This window comes from Methylobacterium sp. BE186, assembly GCF_031457035.1.
Lineage (GTDB): Bacteria > Pseudomonadota > Alphaproteobacteria > Rhizobiales > Beijerinckiaceae > Methylobacterium > Methylobacterium segetis.
The window spans coordinates 62,288-87,415 of sequence record NZ_JAVDVV010000009.1 but is presented as its reverse complement, the minus strand read 5'-3'; the positions used below and the strand labels follow the sequence as shown (position 1 = coordinate 87,415).

General features: G+C 74.1%; 22 protein-coding genes. 8 read left to right on the top strand and 14 right to left on the bottom strand.

All coding sequences use genetic code 11. From position 1 onward, the window contains the following. Positions 1 to 31: 31 nt before the first annotated feature. Positions 32 to 1,021 (top strand): GlxA family transcriptional regulator, encoded by a 990-nt coding sequence (locus J2X36_RS12130; protein WP_310349959.1) that lies wholly within the window; start codon positions 32 to 34, stop codon positions 1,019 to 1,021. A gap of 18 nt (positions 1,022 to 1,039) precedes the next feature. Here the strand turns inward: J2X36_RS12130 and J2X36_RS12125 are convergent, their stop codons facing one another. From J2X36_RS12125 to J2X36_RS12105, 5 genes are all read right to left on the bottom strand, one after another. Beyond that, positions 1,040 to 2,662: an ABC-F family ATP-binding cassette domain-containing protein gene (locus tag J2X36_RS12125; protein ID WP_132253751.1), complete on the bottom strand. Its 1,623-nt coding sequence runs from the start codon at positions 2,660 to 2,662 to the stop codon at positions 1,040 to 1,042. A 95-nt stretch (positions 2,663 to 2,757) separates the two neighbouring features. Continuing rightward, positions 2,758 to 4,077, bottom strand: a complete 1,320-nt coding sequence (locus J2X36_RS12120) for a Gfo/Idh/MocA family oxidoreductase (protein WP_310349956.1) — start codon at positions 4,075 to 4,077, stop codon at positions 2,758 to 2,760. A gap of 126 nt (positions 4,078 to 4,203) precedes the next feature. Further along, the gene (locus J2X36_RS12115; RefSeq protein ID WP_310350089.1) at positions 4,204 to 4,914 is read right to left on the bottom strand and encodes a phosphatase PAP2 family protein; all 711 of its coding nucleotides are present in this window, start codon (positions 4,912 to 4,914) and stop codon (positions 4,204 to 4,206) included. An 82-nt stretch (positions 4,915 to 4,996) separates the two neighbouring features. Then, complete coding sequence (locus J2X36_RS12110; RefSeq protein WP_132253747.1) at positions 4,997 to 5,527, bottom strand: 2'-5' RNA ligase family protein; 531 nt, start codon at positions 5,525 to 5,527, stop codon at positions 4,997 to 4,999. Positions 5,528 to 5,591: 64 nt separating this feature from the next. Further along, a complete protein-coding gene (locus tag J2X36_RS12105) occupies positions 5,592 to 6,686 on the bottom strand; it encodes a spore photoproduct lyase family protein (RefSeq protein ID WP_310349954.1) in 1,095 nt (364 codons plus the stop codon). Positions 6,687 to 6,781: 95 nt separating this feature from the next. Between J2X36_RS12105 and J2X36_RS12100 the strand changes: the two genes are divergently transcribed. After that, a complete protein-coding gene (locus J2X36_RS12100) occupies positions 6,782 to 7,729 on the top strand; it encodes an alginate O-acetyltransferase AlgX-related protein (RefSeq protein ID WP_310349952.1) in 948 nt (315 codons plus the stop codon). A 9-nt stretch (positions 7,730 to 7,738) separates the two neighbouring features. Here J2X36_RS12100 and J2X36_RS12095 read toward each other — a convergent pair whose 3' ends face one another. The 6 genes from J2X36_RS12095 to J2X36_RS12070 all read right to left on the bottom strand — a co-directional run bounded on the left by J2X36_RS12095 (position 7,739) and on the right by J2X36_RS12070 (position 15,595). Then, the gene (locus tag J2X36_RS12095; RefSeq protein ID WP_132253740.1) at positions 7,739 to 7,957 is read right to left on the bottom strand and encodes a hypothetical protein; all 219 of its coding nucleotides are present in this window, start codon (positions 7,955 to 7,957) and stop codon (positions 7,739 to 7,741) included. Positions 7,958 to 8,217: 260 nt separating this feature from the next. Further along, entirely contained in the window at positions 8,218 to 9,903 is a 1,686-nt protein-coding gene (locus J2X36_RS12090) for a methyl-accepting chemotaxis protein (RefSeq protein ID WP_310349950.1), read from the bottom strand. A 293-nt stretch (positions 9,904 to 10,196) separates the two neighbouring features. Then, entirely contained in the window at positions 10,197 to 10,409 is a 213-nt protein-coding gene (locus tag J2X36_RS12085; protein WP_132253735.1) for a dodecin, read from the bottom strand. A gap of 52 nt (positions 10,410 to 10,461) precedes the next feature. Beyond that, the gene (locus tag J2X36_RS12080; protein WP_310349947.1) at positions 10,462 to 13,683 is read right to left on the bottom strand and encodes a CusA/CzcA family heavy metal efflux RND transporter; all 3,222 of its coding nucleotides are present in this window, start codon (positions 13,681 to 13,683) and stop codon (positions 10,462 to 10,464) included. Between the two features lie 11 nt (positions 13,684 to 13,694). Then, entirely contained in the window at positions 13,695 to 15,080 is a 1,386-nt protein-coding gene (locus J2X36_RS12075; RefSeq protein WP_310349946.1) for an efflux RND transporter periplasmic adaptor subunit, read from the bottom strand. A gap of 134 nt (positions 15,081 to 15,214) precedes the next feature. Next, positions 15,215 to 15,595, bottom strand: a complete 381-nt coding sequence (locus tag J2X36_RS12070) for a hypothetical protein (RefSeq protein ID WP_310349944.1) — start codon at positions 15,593 to 15,595, stop codon at positions 15,215 to 15,217. Positions 15,596 to 15,733: 138 nt separating this feature from the next. Here J2X36_RS12070 and J2X36_RS12065 point away from each other — a divergent pair, with 138 nt between their 5' ends. The 6 genes from J2X36_RS12065 (at position 15,734) to J2X36_RS12040 (ending at position 23,303) form a co-directional block, all read left to right on the top strand. Further along, complete coding sequence (locus J2X36_RS12065; protein WP_310349942.1) at positions 15,734 to 16,054, top strand: hypothetical protein; 321 nt, start codon at positions 15,734 to 15,736, stop codon at positions 16,052 to 16,054. A gap of 82 nt (positions 16,055 to 16,136) precedes the next feature. After that, positions 16,137 to 17,021: an aldose 1-epimerase family protein gene (locus tag J2X36_RS12060; RefSeq protein WP_310349940.1), complete on the top strand. Its 885-nt coding sequence runs from the start codon at positions 16,137 to 16,139 to the stop codon at positions 17,019 to 17,021. Positions 17,022 to 17,027: 6 nt separating this feature from the next. Then, positions 17,028 to 17,741: a uroporphyrinogen-III synthase gene (locus J2X36_RS12055; protein ID WP_310349938.1), complete on the top strand. Its 714-nt coding sequence runs from the start codon at positions 17,028 to 17,030 to the stop codon at positions 17,739 to 17,741. A gap of 194 nt (positions 17,742 to 17,935) precedes the next feature. Beyond that, on the top strand, positions 17,936 to 20,236 hold the full coding sequence (locus tag J2X36_RS12050; RefSeq protein ID WP_310349936.1) for a translation initiation factor 2: 2,301 nt from the start codon (positions 17,936 to 17,938) through the stop codon (positions 20,234 to 20,236). Between the two features lie 103 nt (positions 20,237 to 20,339). After that, entirely contained in the window at positions 20,340 to 21,929 is a 1,590-nt protein-coding gene (locus J2X36_RS12045) for a heme biosynthesis HemY N-terminal domain-containing protein (RefSeq protein ID WP_310349934.1), read from the top strand. A gap of 255 nt (positions 21,930 to 22,184) precedes the next feature. Then, positions 22,185 to 23,303: a DUF2336 domain-containing protein gene (locus J2X36_RS12040; protein ID WP_310349932.1), complete on the top strand. Its 1,119-nt coding sequence runs from the start codon at positions 22,185 to 22,187 to the stop codon at positions 23,301 to 23,303. Positions 23,304 to 23,307: 4 nt separating this feature from the next. On the opposite strand, the gene J2X36_RS12035 is transcribed toward J2X36_RS12040, so the two are convergent. The 3 genes from J2X36_RS12035 to J2X36_RS12025 form a co-directional block, all read right to left on the bottom strand. Next, positions 23,308 to 23,430: a hypothetical protein gene (locus J2X36_RS12035; RefSeq protein WP_281024572.1), complete on the bottom strand. Its 123-nt coding sequence runs from the start codon at positions 23,428 to 23,430 to the stop codon at positions 23,308 to 23,310. Further along, positions 23,427 to 24,473, bottom strand: coding sequence for a cytochrome d ubiquinol oxidase subunit II (gene cydB / locus J2X36_RS12030; protein ID WP_132254687.1), 1,047 nt, complete (start codon positions 24,471 to 24,473; stop codon positions 23,427 to 23,429). Before cydB ends, J2X36_RS12035 begins: the two co-directional genes overlap by 4 nt. 142 nt (positions 24,474 to 24,615) lie before the next feature. Further along, complete coding sequence (locus J2X36_RS12025) at positions 24,616 to 24,906, bottom strand: hypothetical protein (RefSeq protein WP_132254686.1); 291 nt, start codon at positions 24,904 to 24,906, stop codon at positions 24,616 to 24,618. Positions 24,907 to 25,128 lie beyond the last annotated feature (222 nt).

The window sequence follows — 25,128 nt, the reverse complement described above, 5'->3', positions numbered from 1 at the left end:
CCGGAGACTAGCGGGCGATGCTGCGGCCGAGATGCCAATCCCCCCTCGCTTTCGGCCAAAGCCCCGGCATAGCGTCGAGGTCCTCGCCTTCGCGGACCTGCAGGTCCTCGACGCGGCGGGGCCGCTGCAGGTCTTCGCCAGCGCCAACGAGCTGACGGGAACGGAGGCCTACGCGACGCGGCTCGTCTCCGAGGGCGCAGGCCCGGTCGCGGCCTCGGCCGGGCTCAGCCTCGCGACCGACCCGCTGCCGGACCCGGGGACGCCGCTCGGGACGCTGCTGATCCCGGGCGGGACCGGGATCTTCGCGGCCGCCGAGCGGGCGCCGCTGCGGGACTGGGTGGTGCGGCGCGCCGCCTCGGCCGAGCGCGTCGTGTCCGTCTGCACCGGCGCCTTCCTGCTGGCGGAGGCCGGCCTGCTCGACGGGCGCCGGGCGGTGACGCATTGGGGCTGCTGCGCGCGCCTCGCTGCGCGCTACCCCGCGGTGCGGGTCGAGGCCGACCCGATCTTCGTGCGCGACGGCTCCGTCTGGACCTCGGCCGGCGTGACGGCGGGGATCGACCTCGCCCTCGCCCTGGTCGAGGCCGATCTCGGACGCGCCGCGGCCCTAGCGGTGGCCCGCCACCTCGTCGTCTTCCTGAAGCGGCCGGGCGGGCAGGCCCAGTTCTCGGCGGCCCTCGACCTCCAGGCGGCCGACGACCGCTTCGGGCCGCTCCACGCCTTCATGGCCGACAACCTCGCCGCCGACCTCTCGGTGCCCCGGCTCGCGGCGCGGGCCGGGATGAGCCTGCGCAGCTTCGGCCGCCACTACCAGAGCGCCACCGGGCGCAGCCCCGCCGAGGCGGTGGAGGAATTGCGCATCGAGGCGGCGCGCCGGCTCCTCACCGACACCCGCCTGCCGGTCAAGCAGGTCGCGGCCCGCTGCGGCTTCGGCTCGGAGGAGACGCTGCGGCGCGCGTTCCTGCGCCGCCTCGGCGTCAGCCCCCAGGATTACCGCGCCCGGTTCTCCGGCGGGGCGCCCTGAGCCCGGCGCGCCGGGGCTTCAACTCCGCAGGCCCGGCGCCTCCTGGCCGGTGCGGGCCACGTACTCGGTGTAGCCGCCGCCGTACTGGTGGATGCCCTCGGGCGTCAGTTCGAGCACCCGGTTCGAGAGCGCGGACAGGAAGTGCCGGTCGTGGGAGACGAACAGCATGGTGCCCTCGTAGCCCGAGAGCGCCGTGATCAGCATCTCCTTCGTCGCCATGTCGAGGTGGTTGGTGGGCTCGTCGAGGACGAGGAAGTTCGGCGGGTCGAACAGCATCAAGGCCATCACCAGCCGGGCCTTCTCGCCGCCCGAGAGCACCCGGCAGCGCTTCTCCACGTCGTCGCCCGAGAAGCCGAAGCAGCCGGCCAGCGCCCGCAGCGAGCCCTGCCCCGCCTGGGGGAAGGCGTCCTCCAGGGACTGGAACACCGTGCGCTCGCCGTCGAGGAGGTCCATGGCGTGCTGCGCGAAGTAGCCGAGCTTGACGCTGCCGCCGAGCGCCACCGTGCCGTCGTCGGGCTGCGCCGTGCCCGTGACGAGCTTGAGCAGGGTGGACTTGCCGGCGCCGTTGATGCCCATCACGCACCAGCGCTCCCTGCGCCGCACCGCGAAGTCGAGGCCGGCATAGATGCTGCGGCTGCCGTAGCGCTTGTGCACGTTCTTCAGGCTGACCACGTCGTCGCCCGAGCGGGGCGCGGGCGGGAAGTCGAACAGCACCGTCTGCCGGCGCTTGGGCGGCTCGACGCGCTCGATCTTGTCGAGCTTCTTCACCCGGCTCTGGACCTGCGCGGCGTGGCTCGCCCGGGCCTTGAAGCGCTCGATGAACTTGATCTCCTTGGCGAGCATCGCCTGCTGGCGCTCGAACTGCGCCTGCTGCTGCGACTCGTTGAGCGCCCGCTGCTGCTCGTAGAAGGCGTAGTCGCCCGAATAGGTGGTGAGCGCGCCGCCGTCGATCTCGACGATCTTGGTGACGATCCGGTTCATGAACTCGCGGTCGTGCGAGGTCATCAGCAGGGCGCCGTCGTAACCCTTGAGGAAGGATTCGAGCCAGATCAGGCTCTCCAGGTCGAGGTGGTTGCTCGGCTCGTCGAGCAGCATCACGTCGGGCCGCATCAGGAGGATGCGGGCGAGCGCGACGCGCATCTTCCAGCCGCCCGAGAGGCGCCCGACATCGCCGTCCATCATCTCCTGGCTGAAGCTGAGGCCGGCGAGCACCTCGTAGGCGCGGCCTTCGAGGGCGTAGCCGTCGAGCTCCTCGAAGCGGGCCTGCACCTCGCCGTAGCGCTCGACGAGGGCCTCCATCTCGTCCATCCGGTCGGGATCGGCCAGCGCCGATTCGATCTCCTTCAGCTCCGCCGCGACGACGCTGACGGGCCCTGCGCCCGCCATCACCTCCGAGACGACGCTGCGCCCCGACATCTCGCCGACATCCTGGCTGAAATAGCCGATCGTGATGCCGCGCTCGGCCAGGACCTGGCCCTCGTCGGGCTCCTCCTGGCCCGTGATCATCCGGAACAGGGTCGTCTTGCCGGCGCCGTTCGGGCCGACGAGCCCGACCTTCTCGCCCTTCTGCAGGGCGGCGGACGCCTCGACGAAGACGAGTTGCCGGCCGTTCTGCTTGCCGATCTTCTCGAGGCGTATCATGCGTGCCGAAGGGGTCCGGGAGCTGTCGGGGGGTGGATCCCCGGCCCCTTACGGCATGGGCGGCGCGGGCGAAAGGGGCCGCCCGGCCGCGGGGCTCAGCCCGCCTCGTCGAGTTCCGGCCCGCGGGTCACGTCGAGGCCGCCGCCCGCGCCCGGGGGCGGCCCGACCGTGACGGGCGCACCCGTGCGGGCGGATTCGTAGATCGCCTCCATCAGCACGTGGTCCTGCAGCCCCTCCTCGCCGGGCGTGCGCGGGCGGCGGTTCTCCAGCACGCAGCGGGCGAAGTGGTCGATCTCCAGGGCGAACTGGTTCTTCTGCGCCAGCACGCGGTTGTCGCGCGATTCCTGCGGGCCGTCCTTGTGGGAGACGATCAGGCGCTGGCCCTCGTAGGCGAAGGCGTTCTCGAGCGCGATGTCGGCGGCCTGCGTGTGCACGCTCATGCGCCGCGCCTCGTGGACGCCGTAGCTCGTCAGGCATTGCGCGATCGTGCCCGAGGGGAAGCGGAGGGTGAAGCTCACCGTCTCCTCGACCTCGGCGAATTTCGGATCCTCGGGCGGCGAGAAGATCTGCGCCTGCACCGAGACCGGCTCCTCGCCGAGGACGGCGCGCGCCGTGTTGAGGCAGTAGATGCCGATGTCGGGCAGCGCGCCCCCGCCCGCCAGCGCCTTCTTGAGGCGCCATTGCTCGGGCAGGCCCGTGGTCTGGCCATTGAACGCCTGGATCAGCCGCGGCCGGCCGTAGGCGCCGGAGCGGACGAGGCGCGCCACCTCGCGGTTGTAGGGCTCGTACTGGCAGCGATAGGCGATCATCAGCCGCACGTTCGCCCGCTCGCAGGCGGCGATCATGTCGCGGGCCTCGGCGGAGTTCGCCGCCATCGGCTTCTCGCAGAGCACGTGCTTGCCCGCCCCGGCCGCCGCGATCACCTGGTCGCGATGGACCGCGTTCGGGGTGACGATGTAGACCGCCTGCACCGCGGCGTTCTGCTTCAGCCTGTCCCAGTCGCCGTATCCGTAGACCGCGTCCGGCGCGACCCCGTATTGCTGCGCGACGAGCTTGGCCTTGTCGGGCGAGCCCGACATCAGCGCGACGATCCGGGCCTTCTTGCTCTCCGCGAAGGCCGGCAGCAGCTCTTCCAGGCTGAGGCGCCCGAGGCCGACGAGGCAGAAGCCGACGCGCTTCTCCAGCGGCATCGGCGCGGGCGGGGGCGGCGGCGTCCGGTCGCCGGGGCCGCGCCAGTTCGGGAAGACGATCCGGCTGCCCTGGACGGCCCCCGTATCGGCCGGCACGGCCGGCCCGCCCGGCGGGTTCTGCGCCGCCGAGGCCGGGCTCGCCATGGCGAGCGCCGCGCCGGTCAGCGTCGCGCCGCCCGCCCGCAGGAGGTTGCGCCGGGACAGATGGAGATCGTCGTCCGCCATGGGCTCTCGCGTGCTCGAAGGGGGTCGTGAGGCCGGGTGCGATCGGTGGCCGGGCGCGGCGGCCCGGCCGGATCGGCGGCCGCTCAACGGGGCGAACGCGGGCTTCGGAGGGAGTGTTCCGAGGCTTCAGGCCGGCGGGGGCGGGTCCGGCGCCTCGACCTCGCCCCGGCGCTGGAGCTGCAGCGCGACGAACCAGCACAGGGCCGCCCAGGCCGCGCCGACGCACCAGCCGGCCAGGACGTCGCTCGGCCAGTGCACGCCGAGATAGACCCGGCTGATCCCGACGCAGAGCGTGATGAAGATGCCGAGCGTGAGAACCAGCGCCTTGACGCGCCGGTGCGGATCGACCCGGGCGAGCAGCGTGGCGAGCGTGAGGTAGGCGATCGCCGACATCATGGCGTGCCCGCTCGGGAAGCTCGCGGTGAACACCTCCATGCCGTGCGGCACGAGGTCCGGCCGCGGCCGGTGGTAGAACAGCTTCAGCACCGTCGAGACGATCTCGCCCCCGCCCACCGCCGCCACCACGAAGGCGGCGAGGCGCTGCTTGCCCGCGAGCGCGAGGTAGGCGGCGACGGCCGCCGTGACGAAGACGATGGTGAAGACGCTGCCGAGCCCGGTGATGTCGCGCATCGTCTCCTCGAGCCAGCGCGGGCCGACCGGGTCGGCGAGGTCGGCCGGGTTGCGCAGCGCCAGCAGGATCCGGCGGTCGAGGGCCGCGGTCGATCCCTCGCCCACCGCGTCGGCGAGCGCGAAGAAGCCGAAGCCGAGGAGGCTGAGGATGAGCAGGGCGGCGAGCGGCCCGACCTCGTTGAGGCGAAGCCGCAGCCACACCCCCATCGCCCGGCCGAAGAGCGGATTCCCGCGGGCGGAGTGGAGCGCCTTCACCGGCTTGCCTTCCGAGAGGGGGTTGCGGGCAGGCTCACGAGAAGGCTCCGAACGCGAACCGGGCGCGCTCCTCCCAGGGACCGCCGAGATAGCGCCACAGGATGAGCCCCGGAGCGGTGAAACGGAATGGGCGGAAATCCTGTTCCAGCCCAGCCTGGAGCGCGCGGGCGACCTCCGGCTCCACCTTGTTCTGAACGGTGACGTGCGGGCGGAATCCCTGCCGGTCCTGCGCGGTGAGGTGCCCCTCGAAGGCGCGGGCGAGGCGCGCCCGGAGGCCCGACAGCGCCTCCGATTCGAGGTTGAAGGCGACGCCGCGGCCGAGGAAGCGCAGGCCCGTCACCGCGACCTCGGGCGGCGCCACCGTGCGCACGAGGGCCGCGACCGTCTCGGTCACGCCGCGCTCTTCCGGACCCGGCAGGTGGTGGAACAGGGTGACGTGGGCCGGGATGTGGTTCAGCCGCTCCGGGAAGTGGCGCCGCCGCAGGCCATCGAACCGCGCGAAGGTCTCCGCGTCGAGTTCGAGCGTCAGGATCAGCGGGTCGGAGGGGTCGCCGGGGCGGTGCATCGGCCCGAAATGGCGCGGGCGGGCGGCAGGTCCAGGGCAGGCTGCGCGATCCGGCGCGCATCCCTCACGTCCAGTACAGGACCCGCGCCGCCGGCAGGTCCCGCGCCAGGAGCGCCGTCAGCGTGCCGCGCATCTCCGCCATCAGGTCGCGTGGGAAGACGTATTTCACGCCGCCGAACTTGGTGAGCTTGCGGCTGCGCGCGGCCTCCTCCATCGGCAGGTCCGAGCCCGGATACCAGCCCTCCAGCACCTTCTTCGAGCCCGGCGTGAAGCGGTGCGTGATGAGCTCGGCCGTCAGGTCGAGGTCGGGCACGCCCGCGAGCGCGCGGGCGGCATCCGCGATCAGCGCGGCGTAGCCCTCGCGCCAGCCCTCGAAGGCGAGGATCGGCGCGATGGTGAGCCCGACCGGGTATCCCGCCCGCGCCGCCGCGCCCATCGCAGCGAGGCGCTCGGGCAGAGGGGCGGTGCCGCCCTCGTAGCGGGCGGCCTTCGCGGCGTTGACCGAGAAGCGCAGGCGGGTGCGCCGGTTGTGGGGCAGCCCGAGCAGGGGCTCGACCGCGGCGAACTTCGTGGTGACGCGCAGCTGCACCGGCGCGTCCCAGGCGCCGAAATGCCGGATCGCGGCGCCGAGCGAGCCCGTCAGGTGCTCGATCCCGAGGGGGTCGGTGTAGCAGGAGGCCTCGAAGGTGGTCCCCTCCCCCGCGCGCGCCTCCGAGGCCGAGGTGACCGCGCCGTGCCCGGCGTAGGAGGCGAGGTTTCCCAGGATCGCGTCGAGATTGGCGTAGACCCGCGTCACCGGCGGCCCGGAGAGCGAGCCCGCGAGATAGCAGTACTGGCAATGCGCCGGGCAGCCCTCGGCGAGGTCGAAGCGCCAGTCGGCCGAGGGCGGGATCGGCTGGAGCCTCAGCTTGGTCGGCGGCGCGACGACGAGGGCGAGCGTCGCCTTGGCCTGCGCGTAGGCCCGGCGCGGGTCCGCCCCCCGCAGGCCCGTGAGCCGGTTCGCGGGGAGCCGCTCGACGGGAAGCCCCTGCCCTTCGAGGCGGGCCAGCATCGCGCGCCCGTGGGCGTGGTCCAGGGCCGCCGGGGTGACGAGGACGCGGCGCGGGCGCCAGAGGCGGGCGGGGCGCGCCGCCGGGCGAGGCGCCGGCGCGTCGGGCATCCGAAGGTCGAGGCTCTCCATGCCCGGCAACGCAGAGGAGGCAGCCCGGGTCCCGGGCGGTATCGCCGCTGGCGCCCCTCGGCTACAGACGCGCCATGCTCCGCAAATCTCGGGATACCGTCCATGTCGGGCGGGACGGCTGGCTCTTCCTCACCGGCGGCAGCAACCGCGCCCTCGACCAGTACGGCGGGGGGCTGCTGCGCTGGTGGCACCTGCGCCGCTGGGCCCGCCTGATCGAGGCGCGCACCGCGCGGGCGGCCGGGCTCGGCATCCGCTGCGTCCACGCGATCGTGCCCGCCAAGCTCTCGGTCTACGACAACATGACCCGCGACCTCGCCTACGATCCGGGCCGGGCCTCGACGCGCCTCCTCGCCCGGCGGCTGATGGGGCTTCCCGGCTATGTCGACCTGCTGACGCCCTTCCGCGCCGCCCGCGACGGCCCGGTGCCCCTCTACCAGCGGACCGACACCCACTGGACGGTCGACGGCTGCCTGCTCGCCTACCGCGAAGTGATGCGGGCGCTCGGCGCCGTTCCGCCCGCCGATATCGGCGAGCGCCCCCGCTTCGACCTCGACCTCGTGCGCGACCTCGGCGGCAAGCTGCCGGGCGCGCCCCGCGAGACCGCAACGCATTGGGACCTGCAGCGCCACGCGGTGCGACGCTACGCGAACGCCCTCGTCGAGGCCCACGAGGCGGCGGGGCGTGGGGACGCGCCGCACACGGGCGCGCACGTGATCTACCGGAACGCCGGTCCCGGCATCGATCCGCGCCGGCTGGTCCTGTTCGGCGATTCCTTCGCGCATTTCGCCCCGATCCTGCTCACGGGGCTGCTGGCCGAGAGCTTCGCGGAGGTGCACTTCGTCTGGTCCGCCCATCTCGACTGGGAATACATCGAGCGCGTGCGGCCGGACGCCCTCGTCGTCGAGCTGGCCGAGCGCTTCCTCGCCCGGCTGCCGAAAGACGATTTCGACGTGGTCGCGGGCCGGCGGCGCGGCGTCCCGGCCCGCGGGGCCGGCCCCGCCGCGCGGGCGCGGGCGGCCTGAAGGCGGGGCTCAGTCGAGCGCGGAATCCGGGTTGAAGGCGATCGGGGCCTGCTCGCGCAGCAGGCCCTCCGGCAGGCTGGCGATGCCCAGCGCGAAGGCGAGCAGCACCACGAGGCAGGCCAGCGCCACCGTCACCTGCTCCGCGCGACCGCGCTGAGCGTGGATGACGGCGCAGCCCGCGGTGAAGAGCGCGGCTTCGGTGATCGGCATGGCCAGCGAGATCGACATCGTGACGGCGCACCCTGCAAGGAACGATCCAGGCCCCGGCGCGGACGACGTTCCGCCCCGGGCTTCCAGCAACGCACGAGACAAAAAAAGGGAGCGTCGTTTCCGACGCGCCCGAGATGGAGGTTGCCCGCCGGAAGCTACGGGCGGGCAAGGCTGAGGCTAAGCCGCGCGCCGGCCGGCACAAGGCGCCGGGCCGGAAAGTCCTGCGCGCGGCCTGAATACACTTCAGGTTGTGGCTTCCGCGCCGCACCGCGCCCGGATCAGGCGGCCCTGACGGTGGCGAGGAAGCGCGAGACCTCGGCGTTGAGGTGCTCCGACTGCCGCGACAGGTCGGAGGCCGCGCCGAGCACCTGGGTCGCCGCCGCGCCCGTCTCCTCGGCGGCCTGGGCGACGCCCGCGATGTTCGCCGTGACCTCCCCCGTGCCCGTGGCGGCCTGGGTGATGTTGCGCACGATCTCCTGCGTCGCCGCGCCCTGCTCCTCGACCGCCGCCGCGATGGTGGTGGCGACCGCGCTGATCTCCTGGATCCGGCCCGCGATGCCGCCGATGGCCGAGACCGCCTGGCCGGTCGAGCCCTGGATGCGGGTGATCTGGCCCGAGATCTCCTCGGTCGCCCGCGCGGTCTGGTTGGCGAGCTCCTTCACCTCGGCCGCCACGACCGCGAAGCCCCGGCCCGCCTCGCCGGCGCGCGCCGCCTCGATCGTCGCGTTGAGCGCGAGCAGGTTGGTCTGGCCCGCGATCGTCGAGATCATCGCCACGACGTCGCCGATGCGGGTGGCGGCCGCGCTGAGTTCCTGCACCAGCGCGCTCGTCTGGCCCGCCTCGCTGGCGGCGAGCTGGGCGAGATGGGCCGAGCCCGAGACCTGCCGGCCGATCTCGGAGACCGAGGAGCCGAGTTCCTCCGCCGCCGCCGCGACGGTGTTGACGTTGGAGGCGGCCTCCTCGGCGGCGACCGCCACGGTGCCCGACTGGCCCGCGGTCTCCGAGGCGGTCGCCGTCATGGTCTGGGCGGTGGCCTGCAACTCGGTCGCGGCGGCGGTCACGGTGCCGACGATGCCGCTCACCGCGCGCTCGAAGCCGTCCGCCATCTCCCGCATCGCCGCCTTGCGCTGCGCCTCGGCGCCAGCGCGGGCGAGCGCCGTCTCCTCCTCGAGCTGCCGCGTGCGGATCAGGTTGTCCTTGAAGACCTGCACGGCCGCGGCCATGTCGCCGATCTCGTCGCGCCGCCCCTTGGCCGGAACCTCGGCGGCCGCATCGCCCCCCGCCAGACGGCTCATCGCCGCCGTCATCCGCTCGATCGGCCGGGCGATGCCGAGCAGGCTGAACAGGGCCGCCGCGAGGCCGACGACGAGGGACAGGGCCGTCGCCACGTAGGCCGCGACCGTCGCCGAGCCGATCGCCTGAACGGCGGCGGCGCTGTTCTCGGCCGCGCCCTTCTTGTTGAGATCAACGCTGCGGGCGAGCGCCTGCATCGCGTCCTTGTTGAGGCGGGCCATCTCGGAACTCGTCACCAGGGCGAGCGCCTCCGCCTTGCGGCCGGCATCCATCAGGCCGCGCGCCTGGGTCTCCTGATCAATGTAGCGCTTCCAGCTCGCCTGGAACGCGTCGTAGAACGCGCGCTCCTCGGGCGAAGAGATCAGCGGCTCGTAGGTGCGCCGCAGGGCGTCGAGGCTGCGGTGGCTGTCGTCGAGGGCCCTGCCGTTCTCGGCGAGCGCCTGCGGCGTCTCGGAGGCCACGACGTAGCGGTAGATCTTCACGCGGATCTCGCGGGTCCCCGTGCTGATCTCCTGGATCGCGGTGACCGAGGGGAGCCAGTTGACGGCGACCTCGTGCACGTCCTGCCGGATCGAGGAGAGCTTGGCGACGTTGACGGCGCCCTGCCCGGCCGCAGCCAAGCCGAGCAGGCCGATGGAGCCGATCAGGACGACTTTCAAGGACAGACGCATAGGGGAGGACCGCGCATTCTCAAGAGACGTATTTTGAATGCGACGAGGACTGATAAGCGAGAGTTAATCTTGGAACGATTTTGCAATTGAAGGTTGCGCCAGCAACGATGCCGGGCGCCGGACCATTCCGCGACTCCGCGCAAGATCAAGGCGCGCGGATCTTCATGGGCGATCCGCGCGACCGCGACCCGCCTCGTTCAGGCCCGGCGCATCCCGAGGCAGGGAGCCCGGCCGCGCGGGTGGGCTGACCGCCCCATTCCGCTCCCTGGAGACGTCCGTCGCGGCCGCCGCGCTCAGGCATCCTCCATGGTGAAGCCGACCTTCAGCGTCACCTGATAGTGCTGGACCTTGCCGTCGGCGACCTGGCCGCGCGTCTCGAGCACCTCGAACCAGCGGAGGTTCCGCACCGTCCGGCTCGCGCGCTCGATGGCGCCCTGGATCGCGTCCTCGATCGATACCGTCGAGGAGCCGACGAGTTCGACCACCTTGTAGACGTGCTCCGACATCCGAGCCTCCTCCTGCGGGGAGCGGGCAATGTGTGCCCGAAGCCGGGCCGGCTCAAGCCCGCCCCTCCTCCGCCCCGGCGACCCAGGCGGGCGCCTCGGCCCGGTCGGCCGCCCCGAACAGCCGGTACAGGGCCGGCAGCACGAGGAGGGTGAGCAGCGTGGCGCTGATCAGGCCGCCGACGACGACGGTGGCGAGCGGGCGCTGCACCTCGGCCCCCGTGCCCGTCGCGAGCGCCATCGGCAGGAAGCCGAGGGAGGCCACGAGGGCGGTCATCACCACGGGCCGCAGCCGCGCGAGCGCGCCCTCGCGGATCGCGGCCGCGAGCGGGAGGCCCGCCTCCCGCTCCTGGCGCACGCGGGTGAGCATCACGAGGCCGTTCAGCACCGCGATTCCCGAGAGCGCGATGAAGCCCACCGCCGCCGGCACCGAGAGCGGCATGCCCCGGAGCCAGAGCGCCGCGAGGCCGCCCGTCAGCGCGAGCGGCACGGCGCTGAACACGAGGATCGCGTCGCGGAACGATCCCAGCGCCCCGTAGAGGAGGACGAGGATCAGGACGAAGCAGGCGGGAACGGCGAGCGCGAGCCGCTGGCGCACGCCCGCGAGGTTCTCGAACTGGCCGCCCCAGGCGATCCAGGACCCGGCCGGCAGCGCCACGCCCGCGACGCGCGCCTGCGCCTCGGCCACGACGGAGGCGATGTCGCGCCCGCGCACGTTCGCCGTGACGACGACCCGCCGCTTGCCGTTCTCGCGGGAGATCTGGTTCGGCCCCTCCGTCACCGCGAAATCCGCGACCTGGCGCAGGGGCACCGTGGCCGCGCGCTCCCCCCGCGGCAGCGGCACGGGCAGCGCCTTCAGCACGTCGAGGTCGGCGCGCGGATCCTCGGCGAGGCGCACCACGATGGGGAAGCGCCGGTCCCCCTCGAACAGCGTGCCGGCCTCGTGGCCGCCGATCGCCGCCCCGATCACGTCCTGCACCGCCCGGTGGCTGAGGCCGAGTCGCGCGATCTCCCCCTTGTCGATCCGGATGTCGAGCACCGGCAGCCCGACCGCCTGCTCGACCTTCACGTCCTCGGCGCCGCGCGTGGCGCGAAGCGCGGCCGCGACGCGGTTCGCCACCGGCAGCATCGTCTCGAAGCGCTCGCCGAACACCTTCACGGCGAGGTCGCCGCGGGTGCCGGCCAGAAGCTCGTTGAAGCGCATCTGGATCGGCTGCGTGAACTCGTAGGCGTTGCCGGGCAGGGCCTCGACCGCCGTCTCGATCCGGGCGACGAGCGCCGCCTTCGGCAGGCTCGGGTCCGGCCACTCGGCGCGGGGCTTCAGCATCACGAAGGTGTCCGAGACGTTGGGCGGCATCGGGTCGGAGGCGATCTCGGCGGTGCCCGTCTTCGAGAAGACGAAGGCGACCTCGGGCTGGCCGGAGACCGCCCTCTCGACGCCGATCTGCATGGCCTGGGACTGGCCGAGGGCGGTGGAGGGGATGCGCATCGCGTGGAGCGCGATGTTGCCCTCGTCGAGCTGGGGCATGAATTCCTGGCCCAGCCGACCGGCCAGGACGAGGCTGCCGGCGACGAGGAGCCCGGCGGCCGCGACCACCGGGACGGGCCGGCGCAGGGCCGCCCCGAGGAGCGGCCGGTAGAGGGCCGCGAGCGCCCGCACGGGCCGGTTCTCGCCCTCCGCGACCGGCCCCCGGATCAGGATCGCGATCAGCGCCGGCACGAAGGTAAGGGAGAGGACGAAGGCCGAGACGAGGGCGAGGATCACCGTCAGGGCCATCGGCGCGAACATCTTCCCCTCGACCCCCGTGAAGGTGAGGAGCGGCACGTAGACGAGGATGATGATCGCCTGCCCGTAGACGGTCGGGCGGATCATCTCCTCTGCGGAGAGCCGCACGGCCTCGACGCGCTCCGCCTCGCGCAAGGGGCGCCCGAGCGCGCGCTGCGCCTCGGCGAGGCGGCGCAGCGCGTTCTCGGTGATGATCACGGCACCGTCGACGATGAGGCCGAAATCGAGGGCGCCGAGGCTCATCAGGTTGGCGCTGACCCGGGTCTCGACCATGCCGATGACGGTCATCAGCATGGCGATCGGGATCACGAGCGCCGCGATCAGGGCCGCCCGGACGTTGCCGAGCAGCAGGAACAGCACCGCCACCACGAGGAGCGCGCCCTCGGCGAGGTTCGTCGCCACGGTGCGGATGGTGGCGTCGACGAGCACGGAGCGGTCGAGCACCGTGCGCAGTGCGACTCCGGGCGGCAGGGTGCGGGCGATCTCCTCGAGCCGCGCGTCGACGGCGGCCGCCACGGTGCGGCTGTTCTCGCCGATGCGCATGAGCGCGGTGCCGATCACGGCCTCCGCCCCGTCGGCGCTCGCCGAGCCGGTGCGGATCTCCCGCCCGATCCCGACCCGCGCCACGTCCGAGACGCGCACGGGCACGCCGTTGCGGGTCGCCACGACGATGCGGCCGATCTCCTCCGGGCTCTCGACGCGCCCGTTCGCGCGCACCACGAGGCCCTCGCCGTTGCGCTCGATCGTCGCCGCGCCCCGGTTCTGGTTGTTGCCCGAGATCGCCGCCGCGAGGTCGGCGAAGGAGAGGCCGAGGCCCACCAGCTTGGCCGGGTCCGGCTCGACCCGGTATTCCTTGCGGTAGCCGCCGATGGAATCGATCCCGGCGACGCCCGGCACGGTGCGGAGCTGGGGCGCCACGATCCAGTCCTGGACCGTGCGGAGATAGGCGGCCTGCTGGAAGCCCGGCGCCAGCACCTCGCCCTCCGGCGTCAGGTAGCTGCCATCCGCCCGGAAGCCGGGCCGGCCGGGCTCGGCCGTCCGGTGCGGGAGGGCGAAGGCGAGGCTCCACATCGTCACCTCGCCTAGGCCCGTCGCGATCGGCCCGAGGCGCAGCTCGGTGCCCGGCGGCATCCGCTCCTTGGCCTCGGCGAGGCGCTCGCTCACCTGCTGGCGGGCGAAGTAGACATCCGTCGCCTCGCTGAAGATCGCGGTGACCTGGGCAAAGCCGTTGCGCGAGAGCGAGCGGGTGACCTCCAATCCCCGGATACCGGCGAGCGCCGTCTCCAGCGGGTAGGTGACCTGCGCCTCGATGTCGGCGGGCGAGAGCTGGGGCGCCAGCGCGTTCACCTGCACCTGGTTGTTGGTGATGTCGGGCACGGCGTCGATGGGAAGCCTCGCGGCCGCCGCGAGACCGAGGGCGGCGAGCCCCAGGGAAGCGAGCAGCACGAGCCAGCGATGGGCGATGGCGCCCGCGACGATGCGGTCGATCATGGCGCGCCTCCTCAGTGGCCGTGCTCGGCCTCGGCCTTGCCGAGCTCGGCCTTCAGCACGAAGCTGTTCTCGGCGGCGACCTCCTCGCCCTCCGCCACGCCCGACACCAGGGCGACCGCCTGCCCGTCGCCGCGCCCGAGCGTGACGGGGCGCTTCGCGAAGCCCCCGGCGCGGGCGACGAACACCACCGTCTCGCCCTCGACGGTCTGCAACGCCGCCTTCGGCACGAGGATCGGGGCCGGCTCGCCCGGGAGCGCGATGCGCACGCTGGCGAAGGCGCCCGGGCGCCAGGCCAGATCCGGGTTCTCCACCGAGGCGACGACCTTGGCGGCGCGGGTCTCGCGATCGAGGATCGGGCTCACGAAGACGATGCGGCCCGGGGTGGCGGGCTCGTCCCCGCGCATCAGCGAGACCGCCTGCCCGGGCCGGATGCCGCCGAGATCGGCCACCGGCACCGCGAGCTCGACCCAGACGCGGGAGAGATCGGCGATCGTGTAGATCTCCTTCTCCTGGCCCTCGTCGTTGACCGGGGCGCCGAGATCGACCCGGCGCTCGATGACCTGACCGCCGATCGGCGCGCGCAATTCGTAGCGCTGCAGGCCGAGGCGGGGCGCGCGCCGCAGGCCCACCGTGTGCTCGTCCTCGCCCGGCCCGGGCTTCGCGGCGACCGGGTTGTCGGCGAGCGCGGCGACCTCGGACTCGGGCACGCCGAGGGCCGAGAGCTTCTGGCGGGCGAGATCGACCTTGAGCCGGGCCTCGACGAGGCCGGTGCGGGCGCGCAGGAATTGCTGCTCGGCCGAGATCTTCTTGTCCCAGAGGGCGTGGTCGCGCTCGAACAGGGTTTCCTGCAGGTCCTGCCCGACGAGGGCGGCGATGTAGTCGTTCTTCGCCTCCGCCACCTCGCGGCTGTCGAGCACGGCCACGACCTCGCCCGCCTCGACGGACTCGCCGAGGCGCTTGCGCAATTCGGCCACCGTGCCGATCACCTTGGCGGCGACCCGCGCCACGCGCTCCCCGTCGGGCACGACGATGCCCGGCACGGCGAGGCTGCGCGCGAGGGTGCCGGGACGGGCCGCCACGACGCGGATGCCGGCGGCCTCGATCTGCGACGCGTTCAGGGTCACGACACCCTCCTCCCGCCCGGCCGCGTGATCGTGGCCGGCAGGTTCGTGATCGGCATGGTCGTGATCGGCATGGTCGCGACCGGGATGATCGTGACGGGCGTGATCCCGGTGCCCGTGATCGTGCCCGGCCTGCCGCTCGGCGACCGTGGCGGCACCCAGGCGCGCGAGGAGGGGCTCCGCCGCGCTTCGGAGCGCGGGCGAGAAGGCGGGCGCGGCAAGGCCCGCCGCGACGCCCGCGGCGAGGGCGGCCGGAACCGCGAGAATGCGAAACATGGCTGTGACAATCCCGTGACGCCGCGTGGCGCGGCAGGGCCCGGCGGATCACCGCGGGGCGCGGACAGGCATCGGCGACGCCGCGGGGCTTTTTCCCGCGCGCGTCGTTGGCGGCGACCGGGCCGCCTCGGGATTCAGGCGCGGGGCGGCCGGCGGGGCGGGGATGCGGGCCGTGCGGGGCCGGTCTCGGCGCGGGCGGGGAAGCGGATCTCGGCCGCGGCGGCGCACGAGGCGGGCTCGGCCGGCGACGCCGTCACGGCCTGATGGCAGGCGCAATGGGCGCAATGATGGGCGAGCGCCCCGTCGGGATGTGCGTCGGAGCCCGGCTCCGCCAGGTCGAGGCTGAGATGCTCGGCGAGCGCGTGATGGGCGCCGACCTCGGCGCGGCCCTCGGAGGCCGGCACGGCCAGCGCGAGGATCGCCAGCAGGGCGAGGAGGCAGCGCGCCAGCCGCCAGCGGGCGCCGACCGCGACGCGGGCGCCTGCCGAGGGGGTGCGCGTGGGTGCCGGCCTCACGGGCTCTGCCGATTCCTGCTGATCCGTGCCCTTCCTAGCGCAGGACCGGGCCTCGCGGGAAGCGCACGCGAAGACGCGGCAACCAAGCGCCGCGCTCCGCGTCTCATCCGGACAGACAGGAGCCGGATGATGGACCCGATGGAACCGATGAAGCCGCTCGAACCCATGAAGCCCTTGGAGCCGATGAAACCCTTGGAGCCGATGAAGCCCGCCTCCGGCGGCGGGGCGTGGTGGCCGCAGGATCTCGGCGCGCCCGCCTCCAGCGGCAGCCAGGACGGGATGCGCTACGCCGTCTTCCCCGAGGCAAGGCGCCTCCTCGTCGAGCGGGACGGGCGCATCACCACCTACGACAGCGGCGAGCACCGGATCGGCGGCGTCTCGCAGCAGGAGGCGGGCCGCCTCCGCTTCGAGGCCGAGGGCGGCCCGGTCGATCTCGACAGCTTGCGGCGGCTCGACTGAGCGGGGCGCCGCGCTTGTGCCCGCGCCCCGCCCCTGCGAGACCTGTCCTGCCCGCGGGACGGGCCGGAACGGGGTGTGAGACATGAGCGACGTCGTCGAACTCGGCGCCTCGGACGGCAGCACGGCGCGCATCGCCCTGACGGGCGCGGAGCCCGTCTCCTGGCGGGCCGGCGGCCGCGAATACCTGTGGAGCGGCGATCCCGAGCACTGGAACCGGCACGCACCCTGGCTCTTCCCCGTGGTCGGCGCCTCCGCGGGCGGGCTCATCCGGGCGGGGGGAAACACCTATCCGATGGCCCAGCACGGCTTCTCCCGCGACCTGACCTTCGCCGTCGTCGAACGCCGCGACGATGCCGTGACGCTGCGCCTGACGGATGGGGACGAGACCCGGGCGCATTACCCCTTCGCCTTCCGCCTCGACATCACGGCCCGGATCCGGCCGGCGGGGCTCGACTTCACGGTCACGGTCGGGAATCCCGGCGGGACCGCGCTGCCCTACGCGGTCGGCTTTCACCCGGCCTTTCCCTGGCCCTTCGCCGGCGGCACCCGCGCGGCGGGCGGCGGCTACGCGGTGGAATTCGAGGCGGCGGAGACGCCGCGCGTGCCGGAGGTGGGCGCGGGCGGCCTGCTCGTGCGCGAGGAGCGCGAAGTGCCCCTCGACGGGCGCCTCCTGCCCCTCGACCCGGCGCTCTTCACCGAGGCCCTGGTGTTTCGCAACGCGCGGAGCCGCTGGCTCCGCTTCGCCGGGCCGGAGGGCGCGGCGATCCGCATGGCGGTGGAGGATTTCCCGCATCTCGCGGTCTGGACGAAGCCGACCGCCCCCTTCCTCTCCCTCGAATGCTGGACGGGGCACGCCGATTGGGCGGGCTTCGCGGGCACCCTTGCGGAGCGCGATTCCCAGCGCAGCCTGCCGCCGGGCGCGAGCGCGCGCCACGCCGTGCGCCTCGATCTCGAAGGTTTGAGCTGAGCGCCGATGCGGATCTGGGTGTCGCGCCCCGAGCCCGGGGCCTCGCGCACGGGCCGCCGCCTCGCGGAACTCGGGCACGAGCCCCTGGTGGCGCCCGTCCTCGCGGTTCGGCCGACCGGCACGCCGCTGCCGCCCGGCCGGCCGGACGCGATCCTGCTCACGAGCGCGAACGGAGCCGAGGCGCTGGGTCGCACGCCCGGCATGGAGGGCCTGCGCGCCATCCCCGTCCTGGCGGTCGGCGCGCGCACGGCGGCGGCGGCGCGCGCGGCCGGGCTCGGGCCGGTCGAGGAGGCGGAAGGGGACGGCGCGGCGCTGGCCGGCCGGGTCCGCGCGCGGTTCGCCCCGGGCTGCCGCCTCCTCCTCGCGGCCGGGGAGGACCGCAAGGCCGAGCCCGCCGCCTCGCTCGCAGCCGCGGGCTACGAGGTCGCACTCCTCGTCGCCTACGCCGCGGAGGCCGTGGCGGGGCTGCCCGAGGCGGCGGCGCAGGCCCTCGCTGCCGGGCGGCTCGACGCGGCCCTCCACTACTCGCGGCGCAGCGCGGAGGTGGCGTACGAACGGGCGGCGGCCGCCGGTCACGGCGGAGCTTTCGGCAGGCTCAGGCATTACTGCCTGTCGGACGACGTGGCCGCGCCCCTGGAAGCGCGGGGGATCGCGGCCCATTTCGTCGCCATGCGACCCCGGGAGGAGGACCTCCTCGCCGGGCTCGCGGACAGGTTCTGACGTCCGTCCCGGCAACGGGTCTCGCCCCGGCGAGGCTCGCGGTGCTAGGAGGGACCGATATCGCGGCCCCGGGAAGAGGGCCGCAGCGGCGCGGCGCACCGTCATGCCCGTCCCGGTCCGAGCGGCGGCGCGCCTGCGTCCGCTGCCTCGTTGCCCGGGGCGGCGCGGACCGTCGAGAAGGGAGAAGAAGGGCCGTGAAACCACCCTCGAGCGACGCCAACCGTCCCGGCACCGGGTCTTCGGGACCGAACCCGGGATCCTCGCAAGGTGCCAAGGATGGCCCCAAGGACGGTCTCAGGGATGCCGCCAGGGGCGGCGCCCCCGACCCGGGCAAGCCCGGCAGCGGCCCCGCCGTGAAGGCGGACGCGCCGAAGCCCGGCGCGTCGAAATTCGAGCCCGCCAAGGCCCCGGGCACGGGCCCCCTCCCCGGAGGCCGGCCGGGCGATGCCCCGAAGCCCGCCCCCGGAACATCCGACCCGACCCGCTCCGGCCCCGTCATTCCGGGCGCGAAGCCGGCAACGCCCGGCACCGAGCCGGCGAAGCCCGCCGCGGCCGGCCCGGGCACGGCCGCCTCCCCGGCCGCGTCGAAGCCGGAGCCCGGCAAGACCGAGCCGGCGAAGGCGGATGCGGGCAAGCTCGAGCCCGGCAGGATTGAGCCCAGCAAGACCGAGCCCGGCAGATCCGAGCCCGCCAAGGCCGGCGCGACGGCGGCCGGCGCGGCGATGGCCGGGGCGCCGATCCCCGGCCCCGCGAAGCCGGACGCCGTCAAACCCGAGCCCGGCAAGCTCGAAGCCGGCAAGCTCGAACCCGGCAAAACCGAACCCAACAAGACCGAGCCCAACAAGGCCGAGCCGCCGCGCTCGGGCTTCGCGGGCAGCACCCCGCCGGGCGGAAAGCCCGGCGAGAAGGTCACGGACGGGCCGATCCTCGACTTGAAGGCGAAGCGCGTGCCCGATCCGGAGCCCGCCAAGCCCGCCCCGGGCGCCGCCGCGGCGGGAGCCGGCGCGGCCGCCGCCGCGAAGCCCGCCCCCGACAAGCCCGCGTCCGGCCCCGCAGCCGGCCCCGCATCGCAGGCCACGGCCGAGCCGGTGCGCCGCGGCGGCGCGGGCTTCGGCTCGCTCCTCGCCGCCAGCCTGCTCGGCGGCGTGATCGGCGCCGGCCTCCTGCTCGCGGTCGAGCAATCGGGCGTGATCCCGAACCGCGGCGCCCAGCAGCAGAATGCCGCCCTCGACCAGCGCCTCGCCGGGCTCGCCCCCCGCGACGCGATCGCCGGCCTGGAGAAGCGCGTCGCGGCGAACGAGGCCGTGCTGAAGCCGCTGCCGGAGGCCGTGCGCAGCGCGGAGGCGCAGGCCAGGCAGGCCCTCGACAAGGCGGGGGCGGCCCCGGCCGCGCCCGGCGCGGAGGGCGCGCCCACCGCCCCGACGGCCGCGCCGGCCGACCTGATCGCCCGGCTCGACAGCCTCGACCAGCGCGTCTCGGCCCTGCAGGAGGAGCCCGGCCGTGAGCAGCCGGGGGACGCGAAGCTGACGACGCAGCCAGCGGGAGACGGCAACCAGAAGGTCGCCGCCCTCGACGCCCGCCTGAAGGCCCTCGAGGACAGGCCCGAGGCGAAGCCGGCGGGCAACGACCTCGCGCCCAAGCTCGCCGCGCTGCAGGCGGACGTCGAGTCGCGCATCAAGGCGAATGCGGAGGCCGACCAGGCCATCGGCCAGCGCCTCGACGGGCTTCAGCAGGCCCTCGACGCCCGCGTCAAGGCGGCGACCGAGGCCGTGCAAACCGCGACCCAGGCGGCCCAGCAGGCGGCCGAGGCCGGCAAGGTGCAGGCCCAGGAGACCGCCAAGGGCCTGGAGCGCCAGCTCCAGGAGCAGCAGGACCGGCTCGCCGCCCTCGACAAGGCGGTCGCGCAGCGCGCCGAGGCCACCACCGTTCAGGCGGCCCTGCGCGTCGTCACCGCCGACCGGATCGCCACCGCCCTCAATACCGGCGCGCCCTACGCCGAGCCCCTCGGCGTGCTGCGCAAGCTCGGGGCGGGGGATGCGAGCCGCCTCGACGCGCTCGGCCCCTTCGCGGAAGGCGGCGCCCCGAGCGCGGCCGAACTCGCCGCCGAGTTCCGGCCGATCGCCCAGAAGATCGCGGCGAGCCGCCGTTCGGCCGAGGCGAGGGACGTGGCGGAGACGGGCGACCTGAAGCAGCGCTTCCTCAGCATGGCGGATTCGATCATCCAGGTCCGGAAGGTCGATGCCCCCCCGGCCGAGGCGGCAGGGGGCGACCCCGCCGCCAAGGTCCAGGCCGCCCTCGACCGGGGCGCCCTGCGCGAGGCCGCCCAGGCCTTCGACGCGATGCCCGAGGATGCGCGCGCCCAGGCCGGCGGGTTCGGCCCGAAGCTGAAGGCCCGGGCCGCCGCCGCGCAGGGAGCGCAGGCGCTCCTCTCGGACGCCTTCAAGGGTCTTCCGGCCCCGGCTCCCCAGGCCGCCCCGCCCGAGGCGGGCCGCTGAGGCGCTGCCCCGATCGATCCATGAGGCCGGCTTGCGCCGGCCTCGCCCGTGTTTCACGCGTTGACGAGCCTCTCGCAGGCGCCTGACAGGAGTTCCCGATCCCATGTGGCGCGCCCTCGCCTTCCTGGCCCTGCTAGCCCTCGCCGCCTTCGGGGCGGTCTGGATCGCCGACAGGCCCGGCACGGTCACCATCGTCTGGAACGGCTACGAGGTGGCCACCAGCCTCGCCATCGCCCTCGTCGGCGTGCTGGTCGCCGCCCTGGTGATCGGCTTCATCTGGGCCATCGTGCGGGGCGTGATCGGCCTGCCGGGCTCGATCGTGCGCGGCTCGCGGGAGCGGCGCCGGGCCAAGGGCTTCACGGCGCTCTCCCGCGGCATGGTCGCGGTCGGCTCCGGCGACCCGCTGGCCGCCCGCCGCCACGCGGGCGACGCCGAGCGCCTGCTCGGCGCCGAGCCCCTGGCGCTGCTCCTGAAGGCCCAGGCCGCCCAGATCTCGGGCGACCGGGAGGCCGCCGAGCAGGCCTTTCAACGCATGGCGAACGACCCCGAGACGCGGGTGCTCGGCCTGCGCGGCCTGTTCGTCGAGGCCCGCCGCCGCGAGGACGAGACGGCCGCGCGCGCCTACGCCACCGAGGCGGCCCGCCTCGCGCCGAGCGTCACCTGGGCGAACGAGGCCGTGCTGGAGGCGCAATGCGCCGACGGCGACTGGGCGGGTGCTCAGGAGACCGTGGAGCGCCGCGCCTCGCTCGGGCTGATCGAGAAGGGCTCGGCCCGCCGCCAGCGCGCCGTGCTGCTCACGGCCTCCGCCCAGACCCGCGAGGCGGGCGAGCCCGAGATCGCCACCGAGCGGGCGCTGAGGGCCGTCAAGCTCGCGCCCGACCTCGTGCCGGCCGCCGCCATCGCGGGGCGGCTCCTCGCCCGCACCGGCGACCTGCGCAAGGCCGCCAAGATCGTCGAGGCCGCCTGGAAGGCGAACCCGCACCCGGACCTCGCCAAGGTCTATCTCAACCTGCGCACGGGCGATTCCGTGCGCGACCGGCTGGCCCGCGCCGAGACGCTCGCCAAGCTCTCCTCCTGGCACCCCGAGGCGCGGCTCGCGCTGGCCCAGACCGCCTACGAGGCGCGGGAGTTCGGGCAGGCCCGCGAGGCGCTGCAGCCGCTCCTCAACGACCGCCCGACCGTGCGCGCCTGCCTGACGATGGCCCGCATCGAGGAGGCCGAGCACGGAGCGGGCTCCGGCCGTGCCCGCGAATGGCTGGCCCGGGCCGCCCACGCCCCGCGCGACCCGCTCTGGATCGCGGACGGCATCGCCTCCGAGACCTGGGCGCCGGTCTCCCCGGTGAGCGGGCGCCTCGACGCCTTCGAGTGGAAGGCGCCGACCGAGCTGCTGGCCGGCCCCGGCAGGGGCGATCCCGCGGGCGAGTTCAGGGAGGACGTGACCGGGGATCTCGACGACCGCGGCGAGAGCCGCCCGGCCGCCCCGCTCGCCACCGCCGCGCCCGCCGCGACGACGGGCGCATCCGCGGCGCCGGCGGCCGAGGCCGCGAAGCCCGCCGCCGCGGCACGGCCCGAGACCGCCGCCCCGCTCGCGGCCGGCACCGCGACCCCCGTCGTGCTGCCTCTGCCGCGCACGCCGGACGATCCGGCTGCCGGCCCCGAGGAGGCGGAGGCGAAGGCCCGCCGGTTCGGCTGACGCCGGGCCGCCCCGGCGCGGGCCCGGCGGATTCACGAAAGCGGCGCGACGCTGGCGCCTCGAGCGCGGGTCCCGTCTCGTTCGAGAGAGGGACAGGGTGAGGGGTTCGACCTCTCCCGGACGGGGGGGAGGCCGGGCATCTGTGACGAGACGGGCTGGCGCAGGGCGGGACGCCGACCCGCGCACCCGCTTAAAGGTCGATTCACGCAACGCGCTTAGCCTTCGGTTACTCTAGTTCCGCGTACCCGAAGTGCCATGCCCTCATCCGCCGACGATGCGCCGGACCTGTCCGGGCTCATCGAACTGTCGCGCATCGAGCATCTCGACCTCAAACCCGTGGTCCTGCGGGTGCAGACGGACCTGTTCCTGCAGGCGGCGCGGCGGGACCGGGCGGCGACCGAGGCGTTTTCGTCGCTGGCCTGCGGGCTGATCCCCACTGTCGACGACGACACGGCCGCCATCGTCGCGCGCAAGCTCGCCCCCTTCGCCGAGACGCCGGAGCCGGTGCTCCTCAGCCTCGCCCGCCGCGGCGGCGCGGTGCGGGACATCGTCGTGGCGCGGGTGCCGCGCCTGACCACGCCGCTGATCGAGGCGGCGGAGGCGGACGGGACCGACATGGGGCCGGCGCTCGCCGCCCGCACCGACCTCGGCCGCGCCACCGCCACCGATCTCGCCGGGCGCGCCGACCCCGCCGTCGACCTCGCACTGGCGCGGAACATCGGCACCCCGCTCTCGGGCGAGGCCCTGACGCGGCTCCTGGTGCGGGCGCGCAAGAATCCGGACCTCGCCGCCGCGCTCCTCGCCCGCCCCGACCTCGCCCCCGCCGAGGTGGCGCCGCTCTACCTGCACGCGGATGCGGAGCGCCGGGAGGCGATCGCCGCTTCGGTCGCGGCCACCGCCGCCCTGCGCCCGTGCCCGCCGCCGCCCCGCGAGGCCGGGGCCATCCTGACCGGGTTGTCCGCGAGCCACGATGTCGGCGGGTTCGTGGCCGCCCTCGGCGACATCCTCGGCCTGCCCAAGGCCTTCCTCTCGGCCGCCCCCGACCCGGCGAGCCGCTACGACCTGCTGACGCTGGCGCTGCGCGCGGCGGACCTCCACGAGGAGGAGGCGGTCTACGTCTTCCTGACGCTGAACGAGACTGTCGCCCGCTCGGCCGAGCGCGTCTTCGAGCTGGTGCGCCTGTTCCGCACGATCCCGCGCGCCGCCGCCCGCGACCTCCTCTCGGACATCCTCGACGCGCCGCTGAAGGAGCGGGCCGCCGCGCCCGACGCCCACCGGCCCTACCACGCGCCGGAGACGGGCAAGGTCCGCCCCGCCGCCGAGCGCGCGCCGCTGCGCCCCGCCCTGCCGGGCCGGGTGCGCAAGACGTCGTGAGGGCCTAGCCCCGCACGATCGCGCGCAGGAAATAGACGAGACCGGTGAAGACGAGCAGGCTCGCGGCGTAGAAGGCCACGAACCAGAGGAGCCGCCACGCCTTCCCCCTCGGCGGGGCCGCGCTCAATGCCCGTAGCCGCCGGACTGGATGTCCTCGGCGACCTTCCCGCGGAAAACCCAGTAGGCGTAGGCGGTGTAGGCCAGCGTCAGCGGCATCACCACCGAGTAGCCGATCAGGGCGAATTGCAGGGCGCTCACCGCGTTCGCCGCCTGCCAGATCGTCATCTTCGGAGGCACGATGTAGGGGAACAGGCTGATCGCGAGCCCGAGGAAGCCGAGCAGGAACAGGGCGATGGTGAGGAGGAAGGGCGCGATGTCCCGGCCCTCGTCGAGGGTCCGGTAGATGCGCCAGCAGACGAAGGCCGTCACCAGGGGCACGGGCGCCACGTAGAGCACGTTCGGCCAGGAGAACCAGCGCCACTGGATCTCGAGGCCGAGGAAGGGCACCCAGGCGGAGACGATCGCCATCGACAGGATGGTGCCGGCCAGGAACTGCTTGCTCTTGCGGCGCGACCAGATCTCGAGCTCGCCCGAGGTCTTCATCACGCACCACGTGGCGCCGAGGAGCCCGTAGCCGCAGACGAGGCCGATCCCGGTCATCACGCTGAAGGGGGTGAGCCAGTCGAAGGTGCCGCCCGCGTAGCCGCGCCCCTCGATGTGGAAGCCCTGGACGAAGGCGCCGAGCACCATGCCCTGCGCGAAGGTCGCGACGAGCGAGCCGTAATGGAAGGCGTAGTCCCAGATCGGCTGCGACTTCTCGGCCTTGAAGCGGAACTCGAAGGCGACGCCCCGGAAGATCAGGGCGATCAGCATCAGGATCAGCGGCAGGTAGAGCGCGGGCAGGAGGATGGCGTAGGCGACGCTGAAGACCGCGAACAGGCCGCCGCCGCCGAGCACCAGCCAGGTCTCGTTGCCGTCCCAAATGGGAGCGACCGAGAGCATCATCCGGTCCCGCCAATTGCCCCGCTCGGCCGCGGTGAACAGGATGCCGACGCCGAGATCGAACCCGTCGATGACCACGTACATGGCGACCGCGAGCGCGAGCAGGGCCGACCAGACCAGGGGCAGCCAGAAGGCCGCGCCCTCGTACTCCATGCCGAACCCGAACATGCCGACCTCGCCCCGCTCTCGTATCCGCCCCGGAGCAACCCTAAACGCGGGGGGTCGGATCCGCCAAGATGCAGGCTTCGCCAATGTCCCGGATCCGCGAAGATGCCGGGTTCGCCAAGATGCCCGGTTCGCGGGGGCAGCCTCAGCGCGCCTCCGCGCCGCGCCAGGACGGGCGCCGGTCGGCCTCGGCCAGGGTGTCGTGCGAGGGCGGCACCGAGAGGCGGCGCGTCAACTCGGCGAGGCCCTCGCGGGCGATGCGCTCGCGGGCCTCGGGCGGCAGGGCGTTGAAGGCGGCGGGCAGCGCCTCGGAGAGCGCGGGCACGGAGCCGGCGAGCGTCGGGGGCGCGGGCAGCGCGGGGGGCGAGCCGTCCTTGCGCAGGGCGAAGTACGAGAGCGTGCCGATCACCAGCGCGGCGCGCAGAAGGAACGACATGGCAGCGGCATCCTCGCCCGGCCGCGGAGGCGGCCCGTCCGCGCCCGAGCCTCGCCGGGATTGGTGAAGCGGGCCTCAAGGCGGCGGGGAAATCCCGCCTCATGGTGAACGGAGCCGGCCGGCCCCGTTTCGGGCCGGCGCCGCGGCCGGGGCGGTTACCTTACGGAAAGCATCCGCAAAAAAACGACGGGTGTCCCGCAACACTCGCTTAAGCCGCCTCTG